General features: G+C 71.2%; 15 protein-coding genes. 11 read left to right on the top strand and 4 right to left on the bottom strand.

Going from position 1 to position 19,150, the window contains the following annotated elements; all coding sequences use genetic code 11:
* The first annotated feature begins 59 nt into the window (after window positions 1-59).
* Window positions 60-767, top strand: coding sequence for an NUDIX hydrolase (locus ACZOOI_RS06680; RefSeq protein ID WP_391581654.1), 708 nt, complete (start codon window positions 60-62; stop codon window positions 765-767).
* 152 nt (window positions 768-919) lie between these two features.
* Here the strand turns inward: ACZOOI_RS06680 and ACZOOI_RS06675 are convergent, their stop codons facing one another.
* Entirely contained in the window at window positions 920-1,372 is a 453-nt protein-coding gene (locus ACZOOI_RS06675; protein WP_465279884.1) for a hypothetical protein, read from the bottom strand.
* Window positions 1,373-1,561: 189 nt separating this feature from the next.
* Between ACZOOI_RS06675 and ACZOOI_RS06670 the strand changes: the two genes are divergently transcribed.
* The 6 genes from ACZOOI_RS06670 (at window position 1,562) to ACZOOI_RS06645 (ending at window position 9,540) form a co-directional block, all read left to right on the top strand.
* Window positions 1,562-2,989, top strand: a complete 1,428-nt coding sequence (locus ACZOOI_RS06670; protein WP_465279883.1) for an ABC transporter ATP-binding protein — start codon at window positions 1,562-1,564, stop codon at window positions 2,987-2,989.
* Entirely contained in the window at window positions 2,986-3,744 is a 759-nt protein-coding gene (locus tag ACZOOI_RS06665; protein WP_465279882.1) for an ABC transporter permease, read from the top strand. The genes ACZOOI_RS06670 and ACZOOI_RS06665 overlap by 4 nt, the downstream gene beginning before the upstream one ends.
* 163 nt (window positions 3,745-3,907) lie before the next feature.
* On the top strand, window positions 3,908-4,762 hold the full coding sequence (locus tag ACZOOI_RS06660; protein ID WP_360312855.1) for a FadR/GntR family transcriptional regulator: 855 nt from the start codon (window positions 3,908-3,910) through the stop codon (window positions 4,760-4,762).
* A 214-nt stretch (window positions 4,763-4,976) separates the two neighbouring features.
* Entirely contained in the window at window positions 4,977-6,614 is a 1,638-nt protein-coding gene (locus tag ACZOOI_RS06655; protein ID WP_465279881.1) for a SpoIIE family protein phosphatase, read from the top strand.
* Between the two features lie 257 nt (window positions 6,615-6,871).
* The gene (locus ACZOOI_RS06650; RefSeq protein ID WP_465279880.1) at window positions 6,872-8,494 is read left to right on the top strand and encodes an RNA polymerase sigma factor; all 1,623 of its coding nucleotides are present in this window, start codon (window positions 6,872-6,874) and stop codon (window positions 8,492-8,494) included.
* A 272-nt stretch (window positions 8,495-8,766) separates the two neighbouring features.
* Window positions 8,767-9,540, top strand: a complete 774-nt coding sequence (locus tag ACZOOI_RS06645; protein ID WP_465279879.1) for a S1 family peptidase — start codon at window positions 8,767-8,769, stop codon at window positions 9,538-9,540.
* A 132-nt stretch (window positions 9,541-9,672) separates the two neighbouring features.
* Here the strand turns inward: ACZOOI_RS06645 and ACZOOI_RS06640 are convergent, their stop codons facing one another.
* On the bottom strand, window positions 9,673-9,903 hold the full coding sequence (locus ACZOOI_RS06640; RefSeq protein ID WP_020555816.1) for a DUF7455 domain-containing protein: 231 nt from the start codon (window positions 9,901-9,903) through the stop codon (window positions 9,673-9,675).
* Window positions 9,904-10,288: 385 nt separating this feature from the next.
* On the opposite strand from ACZOOI_RS06640, the gene ACZOOI_RS06635 reads away from it, so the two are divergent.
* From ACZOOI_RS06635 to ACZOOI_RS06625, 3 genes are all read left to right on the top strand, one after another.
* Window positions 10,289-12,409, top strand: coding sequence for a DNA gyrase/topoisomerase IV subunit B (locus ACZOOI_RS06635; protein ID WP_465279878.1), 2,121 nt, complete (start codon window positions 10,289-10,291; stop codon window positions 12,407-12,409).
* Between the two features lie 380 nt (window positions 12,410-12,789).
* Entirely contained in the window at window positions 12,790-13,170 is a 381-nt protein-coding gene (locus ACZOOI_RS06630) for a DUF485 domain-containing protein (RefSeq protein WP_465279877.1), read from the top strand.
* Window positions 13,167-14,780, top strand: a complete 1,614-nt coding sequence (locus ACZOOI_RS06625; RefSeq protein ID WP_465279876.1) for a solute symporter family protein — start codon at window positions 13,167-13,169, stop codon at window positions 14,778-14,780. The genes ACZOOI_RS06630 and ACZOOI_RS06625 overlap by 4 nt, the downstream gene beginning before the upstream one ends.
* On the opposite strand, the gene ACZOOI_RS06620 is transcribed toward ACZOOI_RS06625, so the two are convergent.
* The gene (locus tag ACZOOI_RS06620) at window positions 14,774-15,766 is read right to left on the bottom strand and encodes a sucrase ferredoxin (protein WP_465279875.1); all 993 of its coding nucleotides are present in this window, start codon (window positions 15,764-15,766) and stop codon (window positions 14,774-14,776) included. The two genes, ACZOOI_RS06625 and ACZOOI_RS06620, sit on opposite strands and share 7 nt — an antisense overlap.
* 114 nt (window positions 15,767-15,880) lie before the next feature.
* On the opposite strand from ACZOOI_RS06620, the gene ACZOOI_RS06615 reads away from it, so the two are divergent.
* A complete protein-coding gene (locus tag ACZOOI_RS06615) occupies window positions 15,881-16,354 on the top strand; it encodes an HD domain-containing protein (RefSeq protein ID WP_465279874.1) in 474 nt (157 codons plus the stop codon).
* An 88-nt stretch (window positions 16,355-16,442) separates the two neighbouring features.
* On the opposite strand, the gene ACZOOI_RS06610 is transcribed toward ACZOOI_RS06615, so the two are convergent.
* Window positions 16,443-18,911: a DNA gyrase/topoisomerase IV subunit A gene (locus ACZOOI_RS06610; RefSeq protein ID WP_465279873.1), complete on the bottom strand. Its 2,469-nt coding sequence runs from the start codon at window positions 18,909-18,911 to the stop codon at window positions 16,443-16,445.
* Window positions 18,912-19,150 lie beyond the last annotated feature (239 nt).

The raw sequence follows: 19,150 nt of genomic DNA, 5'->3' as shown, positions 1-19,150 counted from the left end.
GGGAATCCGTTTTATCGTCAGCCAGACAGCTAGTGCCCTCCGGGCACTAGGATCGCCCCATGCCGCGCTCCGAGACCTCGCTCTTTCCGCCCTTCGGAGTCACCGTGGATCTCGTCGTCCTCACGGTGCGCGAGCACGCGCTGAGTGCCTTGACCATCCGCCGCGGCGAGCCGCCGTTCCAGGGCGCGTGGGCGCTGCCCGGCGGCTTCGTGCGCGAGGGCGAGGGCCTGGAGGCCGCCGCGGCACGCGAACTCGCCGAGGAGACCGGCCTGGACCGGCTGCCGGTGCACCTGGAGCAGCTCGCCACCTTCGGCGACCCCGGACGCGATCCCCGGATGCGCGTGGTCAGCGTGGCCTACCTGGTCCTGGCCCCGGATCTGCCCGCCCCGCGCCCCGGCGGCGACGCGGCCGGCGCCCGCTGGTCCTCGGTCGGCGAACTGCTCGGCGACGGCAGCCGGTTGGCCTTCGACCACGGGCGGATCCTGGAGGACGGCGTCGAGCGCGCCCGCTCCAAGATCGAATACTCCTCGCTGGCCGCCGCGTTCTGCCCGGAGGAGTTCACCGTCGGCGAGCTGCGTCGGGTCTACGAGGCGGTGTGGGGCGTGGCCCTGGACCCGCGCAACTTCCACCGCAAGGTCACCGGCACGCCCGACTTCCTGGTGCCCACCGGTGGCACCACCACCCGACAGGGCGGCCGGCCGGCCCAGCTGTTCCGGCGCGGCTCCGCGGAGAAGCTCAACCCGCCGATGTTGCGCCCCGAGGCCTGACCGACCCGGCCGCGGCCACGCTCGCCGGCGCCGCCGGGTGCCCGGAGTCCGCCGCCCGGTGCCCGGTGCCCGCACTGCCGCCGACGCCCGACGCTGCCGCTGCCCGCCGTCCTGGGATCGCCGCTCCGCGTCGGTGCCGGGCGGCCGTTCGGTCAGTCCTGGCCGCCCAGATCGAGGCCGCCCGCGTCGTAGGCGAGCTGGGCGTCCCGGCTGCGATGGCGACCCAGCAGCGTGAGCAGCTCCACCACCTGCGGGCGCAGGGTGGGCCAACCCGCGACGCCCTGCGGTTGGTGGGCGATGCCCGCCAGGAGGTCGTCCAAGAGCAGGCCGAGCCGGGCGTGTTCACCCCGCAGCCGCCACACCGCGGGTTCGAACCTGGGATCCGCGCGGCGCACCTCGTCGTAGAGACCGTCGGGCCCCTCGGTGACCGCGACATGTTCGTACAGGTCGGCCCGCAACTGCCGCAGCCCCGCGCACAGCGCGGCCACCCGGCGCGGGCCCGCCGGGTCGGCGACCAGACCGTCCCGGACGATCAACAACGCGTCGTCGAGGTCGCCCCGCCTGCGGCGGACGGCGTCCAGGACGCCCGGATCGGGAAGAGACATGCCGACCTCCAGAGGCGGTACTCGGCGGTCTCTCGATGGTCCTCCAGGACCGGGCGGCCTGTCCAGGTTCGGCGGACTTTTCCGCAGCTCGCCGATATGGAAGCAAATGCCGGGAAAATTGTGATTTCGCCGGTATGTTGCCAAAGATCCATAGATCTCCCGTATTCGGGGTGCCGAGGAGCGATGGCGATGATCCAGACACGCGCGCTGACCAAGAGATACGGCGGCATCGTGGCCGTCGACGACCTGTCCTTCGACGTGCTCCCCGGCAAGGTCACGGCACTGCTCGGGCCCAACGGCGCGGGCAAGTCGACCACCCTGCGGCTGATGCTCGACCTGGAGCGCGGCGGGGGCGAGACGCTGTACGACGGCCGACGCTACCGCCGGCTGCGCCGACCCGCCGCCCGGGTCGGCGCCTGCGTGGGCCCCGCGGGCGCGCATCCGGGACGCCGGGTGCGGGCACACCTGCGGATGCTCGCGGCGGCCGGCCGGATTCCGGCGCGCCGGGTGGACGAGGTGCTCGACCTGGTCGGGCTGACCCCGGTGGCGGGCGCCCGGGTCCGGGTGCTCTCCGCGGGCGCGCTCGGCCGACTGGGGCTGGCCGGCGCGCTGCTCGGGGATCCGGGCACGTTGGTGCTGGACGAACCGGCGGCCGGTCTGGACCCGCAAGGGGTGCGCTGGCTGCGCGACTTCCTGCGCGCCTACGCGGCCGATGGCCGGACGGTCCTGGTCGCCGGGCATGTCCTGGCCGAGACCGCGCACTGTGCGGACCGGGTCCTGGTGATCAGCCGGGGCCGCCTGGTCGCGGACGAATCGGCGGCCGACTTCCTGCGCCGCGGGGTACGGGCCGGCGTTTCGGTGCGCACCCCGCAGGTGGCCCGACTGTCCGCGCTGTTGCAGGCCGAGGGCGTGCACGCCGCCCGTTCCGGCGGCACCACGCTCACCGTGACCGGCGCCGACCGGGCCAGGGTCGGCGAGATCGCCTTCCGCGGCGGGATCCTGCTGCACGAGTTGACCGAACGCGAGCCCGGCGTCGGCGACGCGTTCACCGATGTGATCACCCGCCGGCGCGAGCGCACGCAGCTCGCCGGGGACGAGGATGCCCGGGTCGAGCGATCGACCGGGATCGACCCGGGCGGGATCGACGCGACGACCCGGCCCACCGAGGAACTCGCCGGGCCCGGATCCGAGTTCGCCCGCGCGGCGGCACCGGGCCCGGCGCTCGCGGGCGCGGCGCCGACGACCGGGCTCGGGACGGGGTTCGATCCCGGCTCCGGCCCCGACCCCGAGCCGCGCCCGGCCCGGCCGCACGCGCAGGCCCTGCCGGCAACCACGCCGGCGACCGGCCGCGACACCGCCTCGATGGCCGTACCCGAGGCCCATCGGGGCATCGAGTCGCACATCGACCCCGGCAGCACCCCCGCCGTCGACCCGAACCCCCGGACGTCGCTCGCGCCGCACACCCGCCCGATCGACGAGATCGCCACCGGCAGCGGCCCAAGCGGCGAGCCGGATCCGAACGAGGCGCCCGCCGCACTGCCGCCGAGGCGCCGATTCGCCCGCACCTGGCGTTCCACCGAGCGCGCCGAGCAGACCGACGAGGTGAGAAGCGCATGAGCGCGATCAGGTACGAACTCGTGCGGGCCCGCAGCCTGCGCACGACATGGTGGGGCCTCCTGGGCCTGCTCGCGCTCGCCGCCGGCGCGACATGGGTGGCGGCCCGCCAGGCCGGCGCCGTCCCGATCGACTCCGCCGAGGCGGCCCGCCTGGTCACCGCGGGGCCGGGCCGCACCCCCGTGTTGATCCCGGTGATCATGCTGGCGACCGCCCTCGCCTGTGCGCGCGAGCAGCGCCGGGACGCGCTGCCCACCCTGTTGCTCGCGCTGCCCCGGCGCGGGCGGGTGTACCTGGCCAAGCTGGTCGGTACCGCGCTCGCGGCCGTCGTGGTCGCCGTCCTGGCGGTGGCCGCGAGCGTCGGCACGGCCCGCGCCGTATTCGGCCCGACCTTCCCCGACACCGCGGCGATCGAGGCCCCGGCACCGCGGATCCTGGCCGGCTTCGTCGCCTACGTGCTGCTCGCCGCCGTGCTCGGCCTGGCGATCGGCACGCTGTCCCGCGGTGCCCCGTTGATCGCGATCGCCGCCGCGGCGCTGCCCGCCGGGGCCGAACGACTGATCGCGGCGGCCGTTTCGGCCGGTGTCCCGCCGGCGCACCGGGACCTCGTGCGCTACCTTCCGTTCCGCGCCGCGGACCGCATGCTCGCCGTCACCGACGGCGGCCTGTCGCCGATGGTCGGCGGCTCGGTCCTGGCCGCGACCACGCTCGTGCTCACCGTCCTCGCGCTGATCACGTTCACCCGCCGACGGGCTTAGGACCGACCCCGGGCCGGGTCCGGCGGACGTCACACTTTCGGACGATCGACCCGCAAGGTAGATCACCCTTTCGTGTGTTTTTCAGCCGAGAGCGGGTTTGCTGCTCAAGCCGGACCCGTTCGAGGCCGAGATGGAGAGCGTGAGTATCGCTGCCCATCAGACAATGACCCACGCCCCGGCGAGCGGCTCGGCCGACGCGTTCCGCGCCGGCGAGCCGGGCGCCGCCGGCACCGACCCGATGTCCCGCCGGCCGTACGTGTGGGACGGACCCGACCTCGAACCGGCCCGCGCCGTGCGCAAACCCGGCGTCGGGCGCGGCCGCGGCCTGCACGGCCAACTCGTCCAGCAGCTCGGCCAGATGATCGTCGCGGGCGAGGTGGGCGCCGAACGCCCGCTGGTGCCCGAGGAGATCGGCCAGCGCTTCGAGGTGTCCCGGACCGTGGTGCGCGAATCGCTGCGGGTCCTGGAGGCCAAGGGCCTGGTCAGCGCCCGGCCCAACGTCGGCACCCGGGTGCGCCCGGTGAGCGACTGGAACCTGCTCGACCCCGACGTGATCGAGTGGCGCGCGTGCGGCCCACAGCGCGACTCGCAGCGCCGTGAACTCTTCGAACTGCGCTGGGGCATCGAGCCGCTCGCCGCGCACATGGCCGCGTGTCGCAACCACCCGGAGATCGTCCGCCGACTCGGCGACGTGGTGGAGATCATGCAGCGGGCCGTCGCCCAGCCCGACCCGCTGACCTTCAGCCGCGCCGACGCGGAGTTCCACGGCCTGCTGCTCCAGGTCGCGGGCAACCGGATGCTCGACCACCTCGCGAGCATCCTGGCCGCCGCACTCCAGGTGTCCGGCGGGCACGTGGCCGGCTGCGAGCACCTCTCCGAGGCGTCGGTGGCGCTGCACGCGCGCCTGGTCGACGCGGTCGCCGCCGGCGACGGCGAGAGCGCCGAGGCCGCCATGCGCTCGCTGCTGGCCGTGCACCCCGAGGTGGACCGCCAGTTCCCCGCCCCGCGCGAGGGCTGATCCGCAGCGGGGACAGCGCCACGCGGGACGCACGCATCGCCCCTTCGCCGACCCGACGCACGGGTCGACGAGGGGGCGCGCGTATGTCCGAGTCCGTCCGCTTATCCGATGTACGGAGAGTTCGGGCCAATCCTCCCGGGGAGGGGGTTCGCGTGCGTACTCTCGATATCTGACTCGCCGGCCCGGAATTGCCAACAGGTGGGGTTGTGAGGCAATGAACGACGACAAGGTCGGATGCGAGCGGCCCGCAGGGATCGACGCGGCGCTGTTGGCAACCTTGACCAGCCAGGGATCGACGGCATTCGCTTTCTACGACCGGCAGTTGCATTGTCGGCGGGTCAGCGGCGCACTCGCCCGGCTGGCCGGCCGCGCGGCCGAGGACCTGCTCGGCCGACGTCCCGACGAGGTCCATCCGCCGGCCCGGGCCCGCCGGATCGAGGCGGCCCTCTCCCGCGTGCTGGCCCGCGGCGAACCGCACGTGGAGACCCACGCGGGCCACGCCCACGACGGCGGCGACCCGGCCGACCGGGTCGGCGCGGCCTGCCCCGACGGACGCGAACGGGAGTACGAGTCCCAGTGGTTGCCGGTGCGCGACCCGGTGGACGAGGCCGGCCCGGTGATCGGCGTCCTGCTGGTGGTGCGCGACGTCACCGAGCAGCGGCGCTGCGAGGACCTCCTGCGGTCCAGCCAGTGGCGTACCGCCAGACTCCAGGCGATGACCGCGCGGATCGCCGGCACGCTCAGCGTGCCCGAGGTGGAGGAGGCGGTCGGCGACCTGGGCACCGGCATCGCCGCCGTGTGCTCGGAGGCGTACCTGTTGGACGAGACCGCGCCGGTGTACCCGTGGCCGAACGTGCCCGCACAGCGCACCGTCGCCCGCCGGCGCGGCCTGCCCGCGCACTGGTCCGCGGAGTTGGTGGCCGCGGTGACCGACGGCATCGCGCAGTACACCTCGAACGACGGCCCGGGCGCATCCCGGGTGATCCTGCCGCTGGTCGGCTCCGGCGCACCGCTGGGCGTGCTGCGCTACACCTTCGACGACGGCCGTGTGTTCGACCCGGACGACCGGATCTTCCTGGAGGCGTTCGCGGGCCAGTGCGCGCTGGCCATCGAGCGCTCGCGCCTGTACGAGCGCGAGCACCGCACTGCCGTCGCACTACAGCGCAGCCTGCTGCCCGAGCGGTTGCCGGCGGTGCGCGGCGTCGAGTTCGGCTTCCGCTACCTGCCCGGCGCACCCGACTTCGAGGTCGGCGGCGACTGGTACGACGTGTTCCAACTGCCGGACGGGCGGGTGGCGATCGTGGTCGGCGACGTGATCGGCAAGGGCCTGACCGCGGCGGCCGGCATGGGCCGGGTCCGCTCGGCCCTGCGCGCGCTCGCCTTCACCGACCCCGAACCGGCCGCCGTACTCACCGGCCTGGACCGGCTGTTCACCGCGACCGAGGACGACGAGTCGCTGACCACGCTGGTGTACGCCGTGGTGGATCCCGCGACCGGCCTGCTCGACCTCGCCGACGCCGGCCACCTGCCCGTGGTGCTCGTCTCGGCCGACGGAAAGGCCAAACTCGTCGAGATCGGCGAGGAGTCGACGCCCCTGGGAGTTGCGGAACGGCGGACGCAACACACCATCCGACTCGATCCGGGGGACATCCTGATCGGCTTCTCGGACGGCCTCGTGGAGACCCGCGGGCGCGGTATCGACGAGGGCCTGGACGACCTCGTGGAAATCGCCCGCGGGACCAACGAGGGCCTGGAGGCGCTGCTCACCGACATCCTGGAAGGGCTGCTCGGGGGCCGGGATCGAGACGACGACGTGACCATCCTGGGGGTGCGGATCACCGGTGATGCGTAAGTCGGATCCCTCACACAGGGTGTGGCGCGCGCCGCAAGGGGGAATCGTGTGAGCTGCACCACCGAACGGGTGCGTAACACTTCTTCGCCTGGCCCGATGAGTACGAAGGTGGCAGCCGTTCGGGAATAGCAAAACAGGCCGCTGCGCTGATCCGAGCGCAACCGGTTTGCCGGAACCACGCTGTCCGCCCGAGTGTCGTTCGCTTGGCGGCGCCTGCCTGTGCACCAGGCCGTGACGCCGTCCAGATCGTCGAGAGGTTGTTTGTGTCGGCCAGCACATCCCGTTCGCTCCCGCCCGAGATCGCCGAATTCGTCAACGTGAAGTCGTTGATCGAGCGGGGTGAGGCCCAGGGGTACATCGCCAGCGACGAGGTGCGTCAGGCGTTCGAGGCCGACCAGATTCCGGCCACCCAGTGGAAGAACGTCCTGCGCAGCCTCAACCAGGTCCTCGACCAGGAGGGTGTGACCATCATGGTCAGTGCCGCGGACTCGGCGGCGCCCAAGCGCACCCGGAAGAGTGTGGCCGCCAAGAGCGCTGCCAAGCGGACCGCGACCAAGACCGTCGTCTCCAACCGCGCCGGCAACCCCGGGAACCCCGGCAACCCCGGCGGTGCCGGCACCGTGACGGCACCGGCCGAACCGGCGGCGCCCGACGCCGGCGCCGTGCAGGCCGGCTCCGTGGCCGAGGCCGCCCCGGCCGCGCCCGCCCCGGCCGCGGCGAGCGCCGCACCGCGCAAGAGCGCCGCGAAGAAGACCGCCGCCGCGGGCACCGCCAAGAAGGCCGCGCCGAAGAAGGTCGCCGCCAAGAAGACCGCCGGCAAGGCCGGCGAACCCGACGCGGACGCCGAGGAGTTGCCCGACGACCCCGAAGCGGTCGTCGAGGACGCGGTGCCCGACGAGCCGGAGAGCAAGGGCTTCATCCTCTCCGACGACGAGGACGACGCCCCCGCACAGCAGGTCGCCGCCGCGGGCGCCACCGCCGACCCGGTCAAGGACTACCTCAAGCAGATCGGCAAGGTTCCGCTGCTCAACGCCGAGCAGGAGGTCAACCTCGCCAAGCGGATCGAGGCCGGCCTGTTCGCCGAGGACAAGCTCGGCTCCGGCGACAAGCTGCAACCCAAGCTCCGGATGGAGCTGGAGATCATCGCCGAGGACGGCCGCCGGGCGAAGAACCACCTCCTGGAGGCCAACCTGCGCCTGGTGGTCTCGCTGGCCAAGCGCTACACCGGTCGCGGCATGCTCTTCCTGGACCTGATCCAGGAGGGCAACCTGGGCCTGATCCGGGCGGTCGAGAAGTTCGACTACACCAAGGGCTACAAGTTCTCCACGTACGCCACCTGGTGGATTCGCCAGGCGATCACCCGGGCCATGGCCGACCAGGCGCGAACCATCCGCATCCCGGTGCACATGGTCGAGGTGATCAACAAGCTGGCCCGCGTGCAGCGCCAGATGCTCCAGGACCTGGGCCGCGAGCCCACCCCGGAGGAGCTGGCCAAGGAACTCGACATGACCCCGGAGAAGGTCATCGAGGTGCAGAAGTACGGCCGCGAGCCGATCTCCCTGCACACCCCGCTCGGCGAGGACGGCGACAGCGAGTTCGGTGACCTGATCGAGGACTCCGAGGCAGTCGTGCCAGCCGACGCGGTCAGCTTCACGCTGCTCCAGGAACAGCTGCACTCGGTGCTCGACACGCTCTCCGAGCGCGAGGCGGGCGTGGTGTCGATGCGCTTCGGGCTCACCGACGGTCAGCCCAAGACGCTCGACGAGATCGGCAAGGTCTACGGCGTCACCCGCGAGCGGATCCGCCAGATCGAGTCGAAGACCATGTCCAAGCTGCGCCACCCGTCCCGCTCCCAGGTGCTGCGCGACTACCTGGACTGAGCGCCGGCGCGGACCCGGCGGGCCGCGGCCGCACCGCACGACGGACGACATCGGGCCCCGGATACACCATCCGGGGCCGTAATGTGTGCGTTTGGCGAGGAAATCACCCGTTCGCGCAGAGCGAGGGTTCCGGACGGCCACGCTGGGGCACCGGCCTCTACCTGACGGTAGCCGGCGAGAGGTTCCCCATGATGGTGCGAGCGCCCGAGCGGAACAGACGCAGCAATTTCCGGCGGTACAGACGAGGATCGACGGTCGCGCTTGCCGCGGTCGTGACGGCGGGAGTCCTGACGGGAGCCACGCCCTCGGGGCCGCCGCGCGTGGTGGTCGGCGGGACCCCCGCGGACACCGCGACCTTTCCGTGGGCGGTGGCCCTGTCCAGTCGGGCCGAGTACGGCTCCGCACGATCGGGACAGTTCTGCGGCGGCACGCTGATCGCACCCACCAAGGTGCTGACCGCCGCGCACTGCATGTACGACGCGAACGGCAGGCGGGACGACCGCCCTGACCTGAAGGTGATCCAGGGCCGGACCGACCTGCGCACCACGCAGGGCCGGGAGGTGACGGTCGGCGAGGTGTACGTGAATCCGACCTTCGATCCGGGCTCGATCTCCGGCGACTGGGCGGTGCTCACCCTGGACGAGCCGCTCGGCACCGGTGTCGCGTCGGTGGTGGAACAGGGTGCGAGCGTCTATGCGAGCGGCATCGTGTCGACCGTGATCGGGTGGGGTGACACCACGGGCAACGGCGACTACTCCTCGACACTGCGGCAGGTCACCGTGCCACTGGTGTCCGACGCGACCTGTAGGACCGCATACCCGGGCGGGCGGCTCGGGACGTACGACGCCGCCACGATGGTGTGCGCCGGTGAGCGGCAGGGCGGCAAGGACGCGTGCAGTGCGGACAGCGGCGGGCCGCTCCTGGTAGCCGGCCGGGTCGCCGGGATCGTCTCGTGGGGCGACGGATGTGCCCTGCCGGGTAAACCGGGCGTCTATACCCGGGTCGCGGCGTTCGCCCGGGACATCCGGGATGCCGCCGGATTGTGAGGGATATCACGCGCCTCTCGGGCGCCGGCCGCCCCGTGGGCGAGCACGACAGACGCCGATGGCGGCCACCTCGCGGTGGCCGCCATCGGCGCGATGTCTGCTCGTCGGGATCTCAGAGGGTCGGCTGTCTGGTCAGTTGTCGTCGTCCGGTGCGGTAACGGGGACCGCCGTGAGGCGGTCGGTCTCGTCCTGTATCTCCACGGCCACCTTCCGAAGTTCAGGCTCGAACTTGCGGGCGTGGTGCGCACAGAACAGCAGTTCGCCGCCGCTGGAAAGGACAACCCGAAGGTATGCCTGGGCGCCGCACCGATCACAACGGTCGGCGGCCGTCAACGGACTGGCGGGTGTCAGAACCGAATTCACGTCGCCTCTTCTCTACTCGACGAAGCCTTCATCGATGTCCAACATCAAATCAGCCTCGAACGTTCCCGGGGTGATCGTGTCATGTTCAACAGCTTCTCGGCACACCCCTTCTGCAACTCATTCCTTGTGCATAGGACGTGCCCTGTGCGCGGACGGTTCATGCCGGCCACCCGATCGGGTGGTCGAAGATGTGTTCGGATGCCGGCTAGGATGCGGCGGCGAGCCGTCGCCGGGCTGTCTTCCGGCCCCGGTAGCCTTGCTCTCCGGCGCGACGAGGGTGATCACCGGGCCCGATTTCGTGGGCTCGGACACCGCCGCTGCGCCGTACGGATCGACGCGTTCGCGGCGATTCGACTACGCGACTACATGCGAGGAGTTGCACCGCGTGACCGCCCAGACGACCGCGCAGTCCACCGCGCTCCTGGCGGGCGAGCCCGACCACTCGAACTACACCGCGCGGCATCTCCTCGTTCTCGAGGGTCTTGACGCGGTCCGCAAGCGGCCCGGCATGTACATCGGCTCCACCGACAGTCGGGGCCTGATGCACTGTCTGTGGGAGATCATCGACAACTCGGTGGACGAGGCCCTCGGGGGCTTCGGCGACCGGATCGAGGTGCTCCTGCACGCTGACGGCTCGGTGGAGGTTCGGGACAACGGTCGCGGTATCCCCGTCGACGTGGAGCCCAAGACCGGCCTGTCCGGTGTCGAGGTCGTCATGACCAAGCTGCACGCAGGCGGCAAGTTCGGCGGCGGATCCTATGCCGCCTCCGGCGGCCTGCACGGCGTCGGCGCCTCCGTGGTCAACGCCCTGTCCGCCCGACTCGACGTCGAGGTGGACCGCGGCGGGCACACCCACGCCATCTCGTTCCGCCGCGGCGTGCCCGGCGAGTTCGCCACGCTCGGTGCGGACGCTCCGTTCAGTGCCGGTAACGGACTGCGCAAGATCAAGAAGATCCCCAAGGCCAAGTCCGGCACCCGGGTCCGCTACTGGGCGGATCGGCAGATCTTCCTCAAGGACGCCGCGCTCGACCTGGAATCGTTGTACTCGCGGGCCCGGCAGACCGCGTTCCTGGTACCCGGACTCACGATCGTTGTTCGCGACGAGCGTAATGGTGCGAATCCGGGCGAAGTGGACGAACAGGTCTTTCACTACTCCGGCGGGATCAGCGAGTTCTGCGAGTACCTCGCCCCCGACCGCGCGCTCTGCGACGTATTGCGCTTCACCGGCTCCGGCACTTTCAAGGAAACCGTGCCCGTGCTCGACGAGCAGGGGCACATGGTGGCCACCGAGGTCCAACGCGAGCTGGGCGTGGACGTGGCGCTGCGTTGGGGCACGGGATACGACTCGACCCTGCGCTCCTTCGTCAACATCATCGCCACCCCCAAGGGCGGCACCCACGTCGCCGGCTTCGACCAGGCGCTCCGGCGCACGGTCAACGACGTGCTGCGCTCGACCAAGCTGCTGCGCGTGGCCGAGGACGACATCACCAAGGACGACGCGACCGAGGGCCTGACCGCCGTGGTCACCGTGCGGCTGGCCGAGCCGCAGTTCGAGGGGCAGACCAAGGAGGTGCTGGGCACCTCGGCCGCCGCACGGATCGTGCAGAACGTGGTGTCCAAGGAACTCAAGGCGTTCCTGACCTCCACCGGGCGCGACCACAAGGCGCAGTCGCGCGCCGTCCTGGAGAAGGTCGTCTCCGCGGCCCGCACCCGGATCGCCGCGCGTCAGCACAAGGAGGCCCAGCGGCGCAAGACGGCCCTGGAGACCTCGGCCCTGCCGGCCAAGCTGGCCGACTGCCGCAGCGACGACGTCGAACGCAGCGAGCTGTTCATCGTCGAGGGCGACTCGGCGCTGGGCACCGCCAAGCTCGCGCGCAACTCGGAGTTCCAGGCACTGCTGCCGATTCGAGGCAAGATCCTGAACGTGCAGAAGGCGTCCGTCTCGGACATGCTCAAGAACGCCGAATGCGCCGCGATCATCCAGGTGATAGGAGCGGGTTCCGGGCGTACGTTCGACATCGACCAGGCCCGCTACGGCAAGATCATCTTCATGGCGGACGCCGACGTCGACGGCTCGCACATCCGCTGCCTGCTGCTCACCCTCTTCCAGCGTTACATGCGTCCGATGGTCGAGTCCGGCCGGGTCTTCGCCGCGGTCCCGCCGCTGCACCGGATCGAGCTGTCCCGGCCCAAGAAGGGCCAGGACAAGTACGTCTACACGTACTCGGACGCCGAGCTGAAGCGCACGCTGCTGGAGTACCAGCGCAAGGGCATCGGCTGGAAGGAGCCGGTCCAGCGGTACAAGGGTCTGGGCGAGATGGACGCCGACCAGCTCGCGGAGACCACGGTCGATCCCCGGCACCGCACGCTGCGCCGGATCAACCTGGGCGACCTGGAGGCGGCCGAGCGCGTGTTCGACCTGCTGATGGGCAACGAGGTGGCGCCGCGCAAGGAGTTCATCACCAATTCCGCGTCGCTGCTCGACCGCTCGCGGATCGACGCCTGAGCACACCGACCTGTCGGTCGTTGGCCGGGCCCGAAGGGATTCGTCCCTTCGGGCCCGGCTTTTTTTGATGATCACCACATCTGGACCAAATGGTCCGTATATCTGGGATAGAAGGACGAATGTCACTCATTGGCGTGTGACCGTCACGCATCCCGTATCGGCAGGGCTCGGATCCTCGTTGGCCAAACGATTCCACGACGCATGGCGGAGCCAGGTGTGCGGCCGTGCCGGCGGTTCATCCGTACAGGTGAATCGTGCAGAACCTGACCGTGCGGCCCGCGCCCGCTGCCCATGCTGAACACCAGTCCCATCGAACGCCTGTCTCGGGGGTTCGGGCCGGACGGAACCGCGCGGTTCGGCAATCGACGAGGAGAGCTACGGTGACGACCAGTTCGTACCGACCCACACCCACCCAGGGTGTGCCGTTCGGCGACCCGGAGCCGGACACGCGCGCGGACATCTACCTACGCGTGCAGGCGAGCCCGGAGTTCCAGGAGATCCGGCGCCGCTATCGCGACTTCGTCTTCCCGATGTCGCTCGCGTTCCTCGCGTGGTACCTGCTCTACGTGTTCGCGTCCACCTTCGCGCGCGGCTTCATGGCACACCGGATCCTGGGCGCGTTCAACGTCGCGCTCGCCTTCGGCCTGCTCCAGTTCGCGAGCACGTTCGCGATCACGTGGTCGTATGCCCGCAATGCGCGCGGCAAGCGCGACCGGGCCGCGCTCAACCTGCGGTGGGAGACCCAGGAGATGTTCCGGTGAACCCTGCCAACCTCGCGGCGGCCGGCGGCCACCGCGGTCTGACCGGTCTGCTGTTCGTGGTCTTCGTGCTGATCACCCTCGGCATCACCGTGTGGGCCAGCCGCAACAACCGCACGACCAACGACTTCTACGCCGGCGGGCGGGAGTTCTCCGCGTCGCAGAACGGACTGGCCATCGCCGGCGACTACATGTCCGCGGCGTCCTTCCTGGGCATCGCCGGACTGATCGCGCTGTTCGGCTACGACGGCTTCCTGTACTCGATCGGCTTCCTGGTCGCCTGGCTGGTCGTGCTCATGCTCGTGGCCGAACTCGTGCGCAACTGCGGACGGTTCACGATGGCCGACGTGGTCGCGTTCCGGATGAGCCGCAAGCCGGTGCGGACGGCGGCGGGAGCCGCGACGATCGTGGTGTCGATCTTCTACCTGATCGCACAGATGGTCGGCGCGGGCACACTGGTCGCCCTGCTCCTCGGCGACACGGGCGGTTCGGCGCAGACCTGGACGATCGTCGGCGTGGGCGCGCTGATGGTGGTCTACGTGACCTTCGGCGGGATGAAGGGCACCACCTGGATCCAGATCGTCAAGGCGGTGCTGCTGCTGGGCGGCGCGATCCTGATGACGATCCTGGTCCTGCTGCGCTTCCACTTCGATCTCGACGAGTTGCTGGACACCGCGGCGCACACCAGCGGGCACGGACAGCAGTTCCTCGAACCGGGGCTGAAGTACGGGAAGAACCTGACCAGTCGGCTGGACTTCATCAGCCTGGCGATCGCCCTGGTGCTCGGCACCGCGGGGCTTCCGCACATCCTGGTGCGGTTCTACACCGTGCCCACCGCGCGGGCCGCGCGGCACTCGGTGATGTGGGCGATCGCCCTGATCGGCACGTTCTACCTGCTCACCATCGTGCTCGGATTCGGCGCTGCGGCGGTGCTCGGGTCGGACAAGATCCGCAAGTCGAACGCGGCCGGCAACACCGCGCTGCCGCTGCTCGCGGAGGAACTCGGCGGCGGTCCGAACACGTTCGGCGGCGTGGTGCTGCTCGCGGTGATCGCGGCGGTGGCGTTCGCGACCATTCTGGCGGTGGTGGCCGGGCTGACCCTGGCCTCCTCGGCGTCCTTCGCGCACGACCTGTACACCAACGTGATCCGCAAGGAGGCGACCGACGAGAAGAGCGAACTGCGGGCCGCCCGGCTCTCGGCGATCGTGATCGGCGGGATCGCGATCGGGCTGAGCCTGTCCGCACAGAAGCTCAACGTCGCGTTCCTGGTCGCGCTCGCCTTCGCGGTCGCCGCCTCGGCCAACCTGCCCACCCTGCTGTACACGCTGTTCTGGCGCCGGTTCAACACCAACGGCACGGTCTGGGCGATCTACGGCGGGCTCGGCTCGGCGCTGGTGCTCGTGCTGTTCTCGCCGGTGGTCTCCGGGGGCAAAACGCCGCTGGTGACCGGGATCGACTTCCACTGGTTCCCGTTGGAGAACCCGGGGATCGTGTCGATCCCGATCGGCTTCCTGTGCGGCTGGATCGGCACGCTGCGCTCGGACGAGGAGGCGGATGCCGCCAAGTACGCCGAGATGGAGGTCCGTTCGCTGACCGGGGCGGGCGCCTACTGACGGTGCGACAACAGGCGGGCGCGCATGCTCGTCGGGAGGCCCTCGTCCTTGCCGCAACTCTCCGGCCGGGCGGGGGCCTCCTTGCGGGCGTCCACCGCGACGGTCCAGGTGCGGCCGTCGCGGTGATCGACCCGCACGGTCCAGCCGCCGTCGTCCTCGGCGCGCTCGTCGTAGACCGACAGCGCGTCGGCCAGGCGCTCGCCGCAGTCCGCGCGCACCGCGAGTTCGGCGGCCTGCCCGGCCCGGGAGTAGGTGGCCCGGCCCCGGCAGCGGTCCGGCAACATCTCGCCGCGCCGGGCGGCGGCGACCACGGCGCGGGCCGAGGTGGGGTCCAGGCGCCCGTACAGGTAGCCCTGGGGCAGCACGAGGGCGGTCGGTGCGAATCGGTGCCCGCCCAGGTGGGTGACCTCCCAGGTGGCCTCGGGGAAGCTCACGGCGAGTGCGCCGGCCAGCGGTCGGCCCGCGACCGCGCAGCACCGGTCGCGCTTGCCGTTCGTGCAGACCAGCAGGAGCGGTTCGGTGGCCGCCTCGCCCACCGAGGGTTCGACCGGTCCGGCCAGCGCGGCCAGGTCGAGCGCGAGCACGTCGGCGGCGGTGCGTACGCGAAACCGGCGCAGCCACGTGCGGCCGGGCTCGGTCCAGGCCAGGAAGACGGTCCGGGGACCGTCGCCGGCGGCGCCCCCGTCGCCGGCGCGGCGTCCCGGGGCGTCAAAGGCGCGCTCGCCCTCGTTGCCCTCGGGGTCCGCCGCCCCGTCGAGTCGGCGGCCGGCCTCGTCCGGCCGGCGGATGAGCGCGGCGCGGAAACCGGCCCGGGCGGCCCGCTCGTCCAACTCTGCGCCCACCCCGTCGCCGAGCCCGCGACTGCCGGTCAGGGCCTTGGCGGCCCACGGCCCGGGGTGCTCGACGAGCAACCAGCCGCGCGTGGTCGGAGCGGTGCCGGCCATCGGCTCGGCGAGTTCGTGCGAGAGAAAGACGCAGGTTTCCACGACTGTGCACCGTATAGCTTTCCCCCGCCGTCCGGCCCGATCGGTCCCGCCCCGAGCGCCCCGACCCGGTGATCCCGGTACGGTTGTTGCACACGGTAACGATGGGAGGCGGCCATGCCCCAGGGACGGACCGACGGGAGCGCGGCGATAGCCGGCTTCACGTTGGACGACGCGGTGGCGCTCGCCAGGGCCGCGCACGACGGTCAGTTGGACAAGGGTGGCCATCCGTACATCACGCACCCGCTGCGGGTGATGCAACAGGTCGAGGGCACCTACACGCAGATGGCGGCGGTGCTGCACGACGTGATCGAAGACACACCGGTGGGTGCGGACGACCTGCGTAAGGCGGGTGTGCCGGAGCGGGTGGTGGTGGCGGTGATCGCGCTGTCCAAGCTGCCCGGCGAACCGCTGGAGGTCAGCATCGCGCGCGCGGCGGCGGACCCGATCGCGCTCGTGGTCAAGCGGGCGGACATCGCGGACAACCGCTCCGAGGCCCGGCTCGGCCAGCTCGACGCACGGACGCAGGTGCGGTTGCGGAGGAAGTACGCGCGCTCGATCGAGCTCCTGGAGGAGTTCGCGGCACGCTGACGAGTCGATCGCCGCCGGTACGCCCGGTGACGGAACGGGAGAGGCCCCCGCAGCGAGGGACGCTGCGGGGGCCTCGTCGACGGGTCGCTCAGACGGTGCCCGGCGGGCCGCCGACCGCGTCGACGTGCTTGGCCAGCGGCGTGCCGGAGCCGTCGCGGCGCGGGTCCAGGGCGGGCAGCTCGACCGGCCGGCCCTTGGCGTCCGAGGCGCGGGCCGGCGCCGGGCCCGCCCAGGCCAGGCGCAGCGTGCTCTCGCCCTTGAGGAAGCGCTGGCAGCGCACGCCGCCGGTGGCCCGGCCCTTGCGCGGGTACTCGGCGAACGGGGTGACCTTGCAGGTGCCGTGCTCCGAGCCGAACAGGGCGTCGCCGCTGTAGGCGGCGACCGTGACCACCACCGCTTCCGCGGCCGGATCCACCGCGGTGAACGAGAGCACGGACTGCCCGGCACCCAGCTTGATCCCGGCCATGCCGCCCGCCGGGCGACCCTGCGGCCGCACCATCGCGGCCTGGAAGCGCAACAGCTGGGCGTCGTCGGTGACGAAGACCAGGTCTTCCTCGCCGGTGCGCAACTCGACCGCACCGACGATGAAGTCGCCATCGCGCAGCGTGATCACCTCCAGGTCGTCCTTGTTCGCCGGATAGTCCGGCACGACCCGCTTGACCACCCCCTGCGCGGTGCCGAGCGCGAGCCCGGGGGAGTCGGCGGCCAGCGTGGTCAGGCACACCAGGCGTTCGTGCGATTCCAACGAGACGAACTCGGACAGCGGTGCGCCGCCGGCCAGGTTCGGCGCGGTCGCGGTCTCCGGCAACGAGGGCAGGTCGACCACGTTGATCCGCAGCAGCCGGCCGGTGCTGGTGACCGCGCCGACCTCGCCGCGCACGGTGGCCGCGACCGAGGACACCACCAGGTCGTGGTTGGCCCGGCCTCCCTCGGGCGGCAGCGGGCCGCCGGTCGAGGTGCGCGCGAGCAGACCGGTCGAGGACAGCAGGACCGTGCACGGCGCGTCGGTGACCTGGAGCGGGACCGCCGCGGCGGGCACGTCGGCCGACTCCAGCAGGACGGTGCGGCGCGGCGTGCCGTACTTCTTGGACACCGCGGCCAGTTCGTCCGAGACCACCTTCCGGAGCAGCTTGTCGTCCTCCAGGATCGTGGTCAGCTCGGCGATCTCGGCGCGCAGCCGCTCCTGCTCGGCCTCCAGTTCGATCCGGTCGAATCGGGTGAGCCGGCGCAGCGGGGTGTCCAGGATGTAGGACGCCTGGATGTCGGAGAGCGAGAACGTCTCCATCAGACGTTCCTTGGCCTGCGCCGAGTTGTCGCTGGAGCGGATCAGCTCGATCACGCGGTCGATGTCGATCAGCGCGACGAGCAGACCGTCGACCAGGTGCAGGCGCTCCTGGCGCTTGCGGCGGCGGAACTCGCTGCGTCGGCGGATCACCTCGAAGCGGTGGTCCACGTAGACCTGGAGCAGTTCCTTCAGGCCCAGCGTGAGCGGCTGGCCGTCGACCAGGGCGACGTTGTTGATGCCGAAGGTCTCCTCCATCGGCGTCAGCTTGTAGAGCTGTTGGAGGATCGCCTCGGGGTTGAAGCCGTTCTTGATCTCGATGACCAGGCGCAGTCCGTGCGAGCGGTCGGTGAGGTCCTTCAGGTCCGCGATGCCCTGGACCTTCTTGGACTGCACCAACTCCTTGATCTTGGCGATCACCCGCTCCGGGCCGACGTTGTAGGGCAGTTCGGTGACCACGATGCCCTTGCGGCGTGCGGTGACCGACTCGACCGTCGCGGTCGCGCGGATCTTGAAGGTGCCGCGGCCCTTCTCGTACGCGTCCCGGACGCCGCCGAGGCCGACGATCCGACCGCCGGTGGGCAGGTCGGGGCCGGGCACGTGGCGCATCAGGTCTTCGAGCGTGGCGGTGGGGTGCCGGATCAGGTGGCGCGCGGCGGCGACCACCTCGACCAGGTTGTGCGGCGGCATGTTGGTCGCCATGCCGACCGCGATCCCGGACGCGCCGTTGACGAGCAGGTTCGGGAACGCGGCGGGCAGGACGCCCGGTTCCTGTTCCTGGCCGTCGTAGTTGGGGCCGAAGTCGACGACGTCCTCGTCGATCGAGTCGACCATCAACATCGCGGCGGAGGACAGTCGGGACTCGGTGTATCGCATCGCGGCGGGCGGGTCGTCGCCGCCGAGCGAGCCGAAGTTCCCGTGGCCGTCGATCAGCGGCAGGCGCATCGAGAACGGCTGCGCCATCCGCACGAGGGTGTCGTAGATGGGGCCGTCACCGTGCGGGTGCAGCTTGCCCATCACCTCGCCCACGACCCGGGCGCACTTGACGTACCCCCGGTCGGGACGCAGGCCCATCTCGGCGGCTTGGTACAGGATGCGGCGATGCACGGGCTTGAGCCCGTCGCGGGCGTCCGGTAGTGCCCGCGAGTAGATGACCGAGTAGGCGTACTCCAGGAAGGAGCCCTGCATCTCGTCGACGACATCGATGTCGAGGATGCGTTCCTCGAAGTCGTCCGGTGGCTGCGGACCGGAAGTTTTCGTACTACGGCGGGCCATGCGCGGCGTTGCTCCTTTGCTTCTTCGGGCCGGCGCCGGGCCGTGTCTCCCGTGTCCGCCCGAGGGCGGCGCGGCCGGGGACGGCCCGCACGGCGTGCCCATTGTGACGCGCCGCTGCGACATGTGAGTGCATCGACCCGGGTGACACCGTGCTTGGGGGCCGTGCGAGGAGGGAAGGACAGCCCTTTGGCCCACGGTTGTGCCGCAGTCTCCGGCCGCCGTCCGAGCAGGAAAAAAGA

This window comes from Embleya sp. L77 (assembly GCF_055557415.1).
Note: the sequence above shows the minus strand (reverse complement) of the source record. Positions and strands in the feature narration are given on the sequence as shown.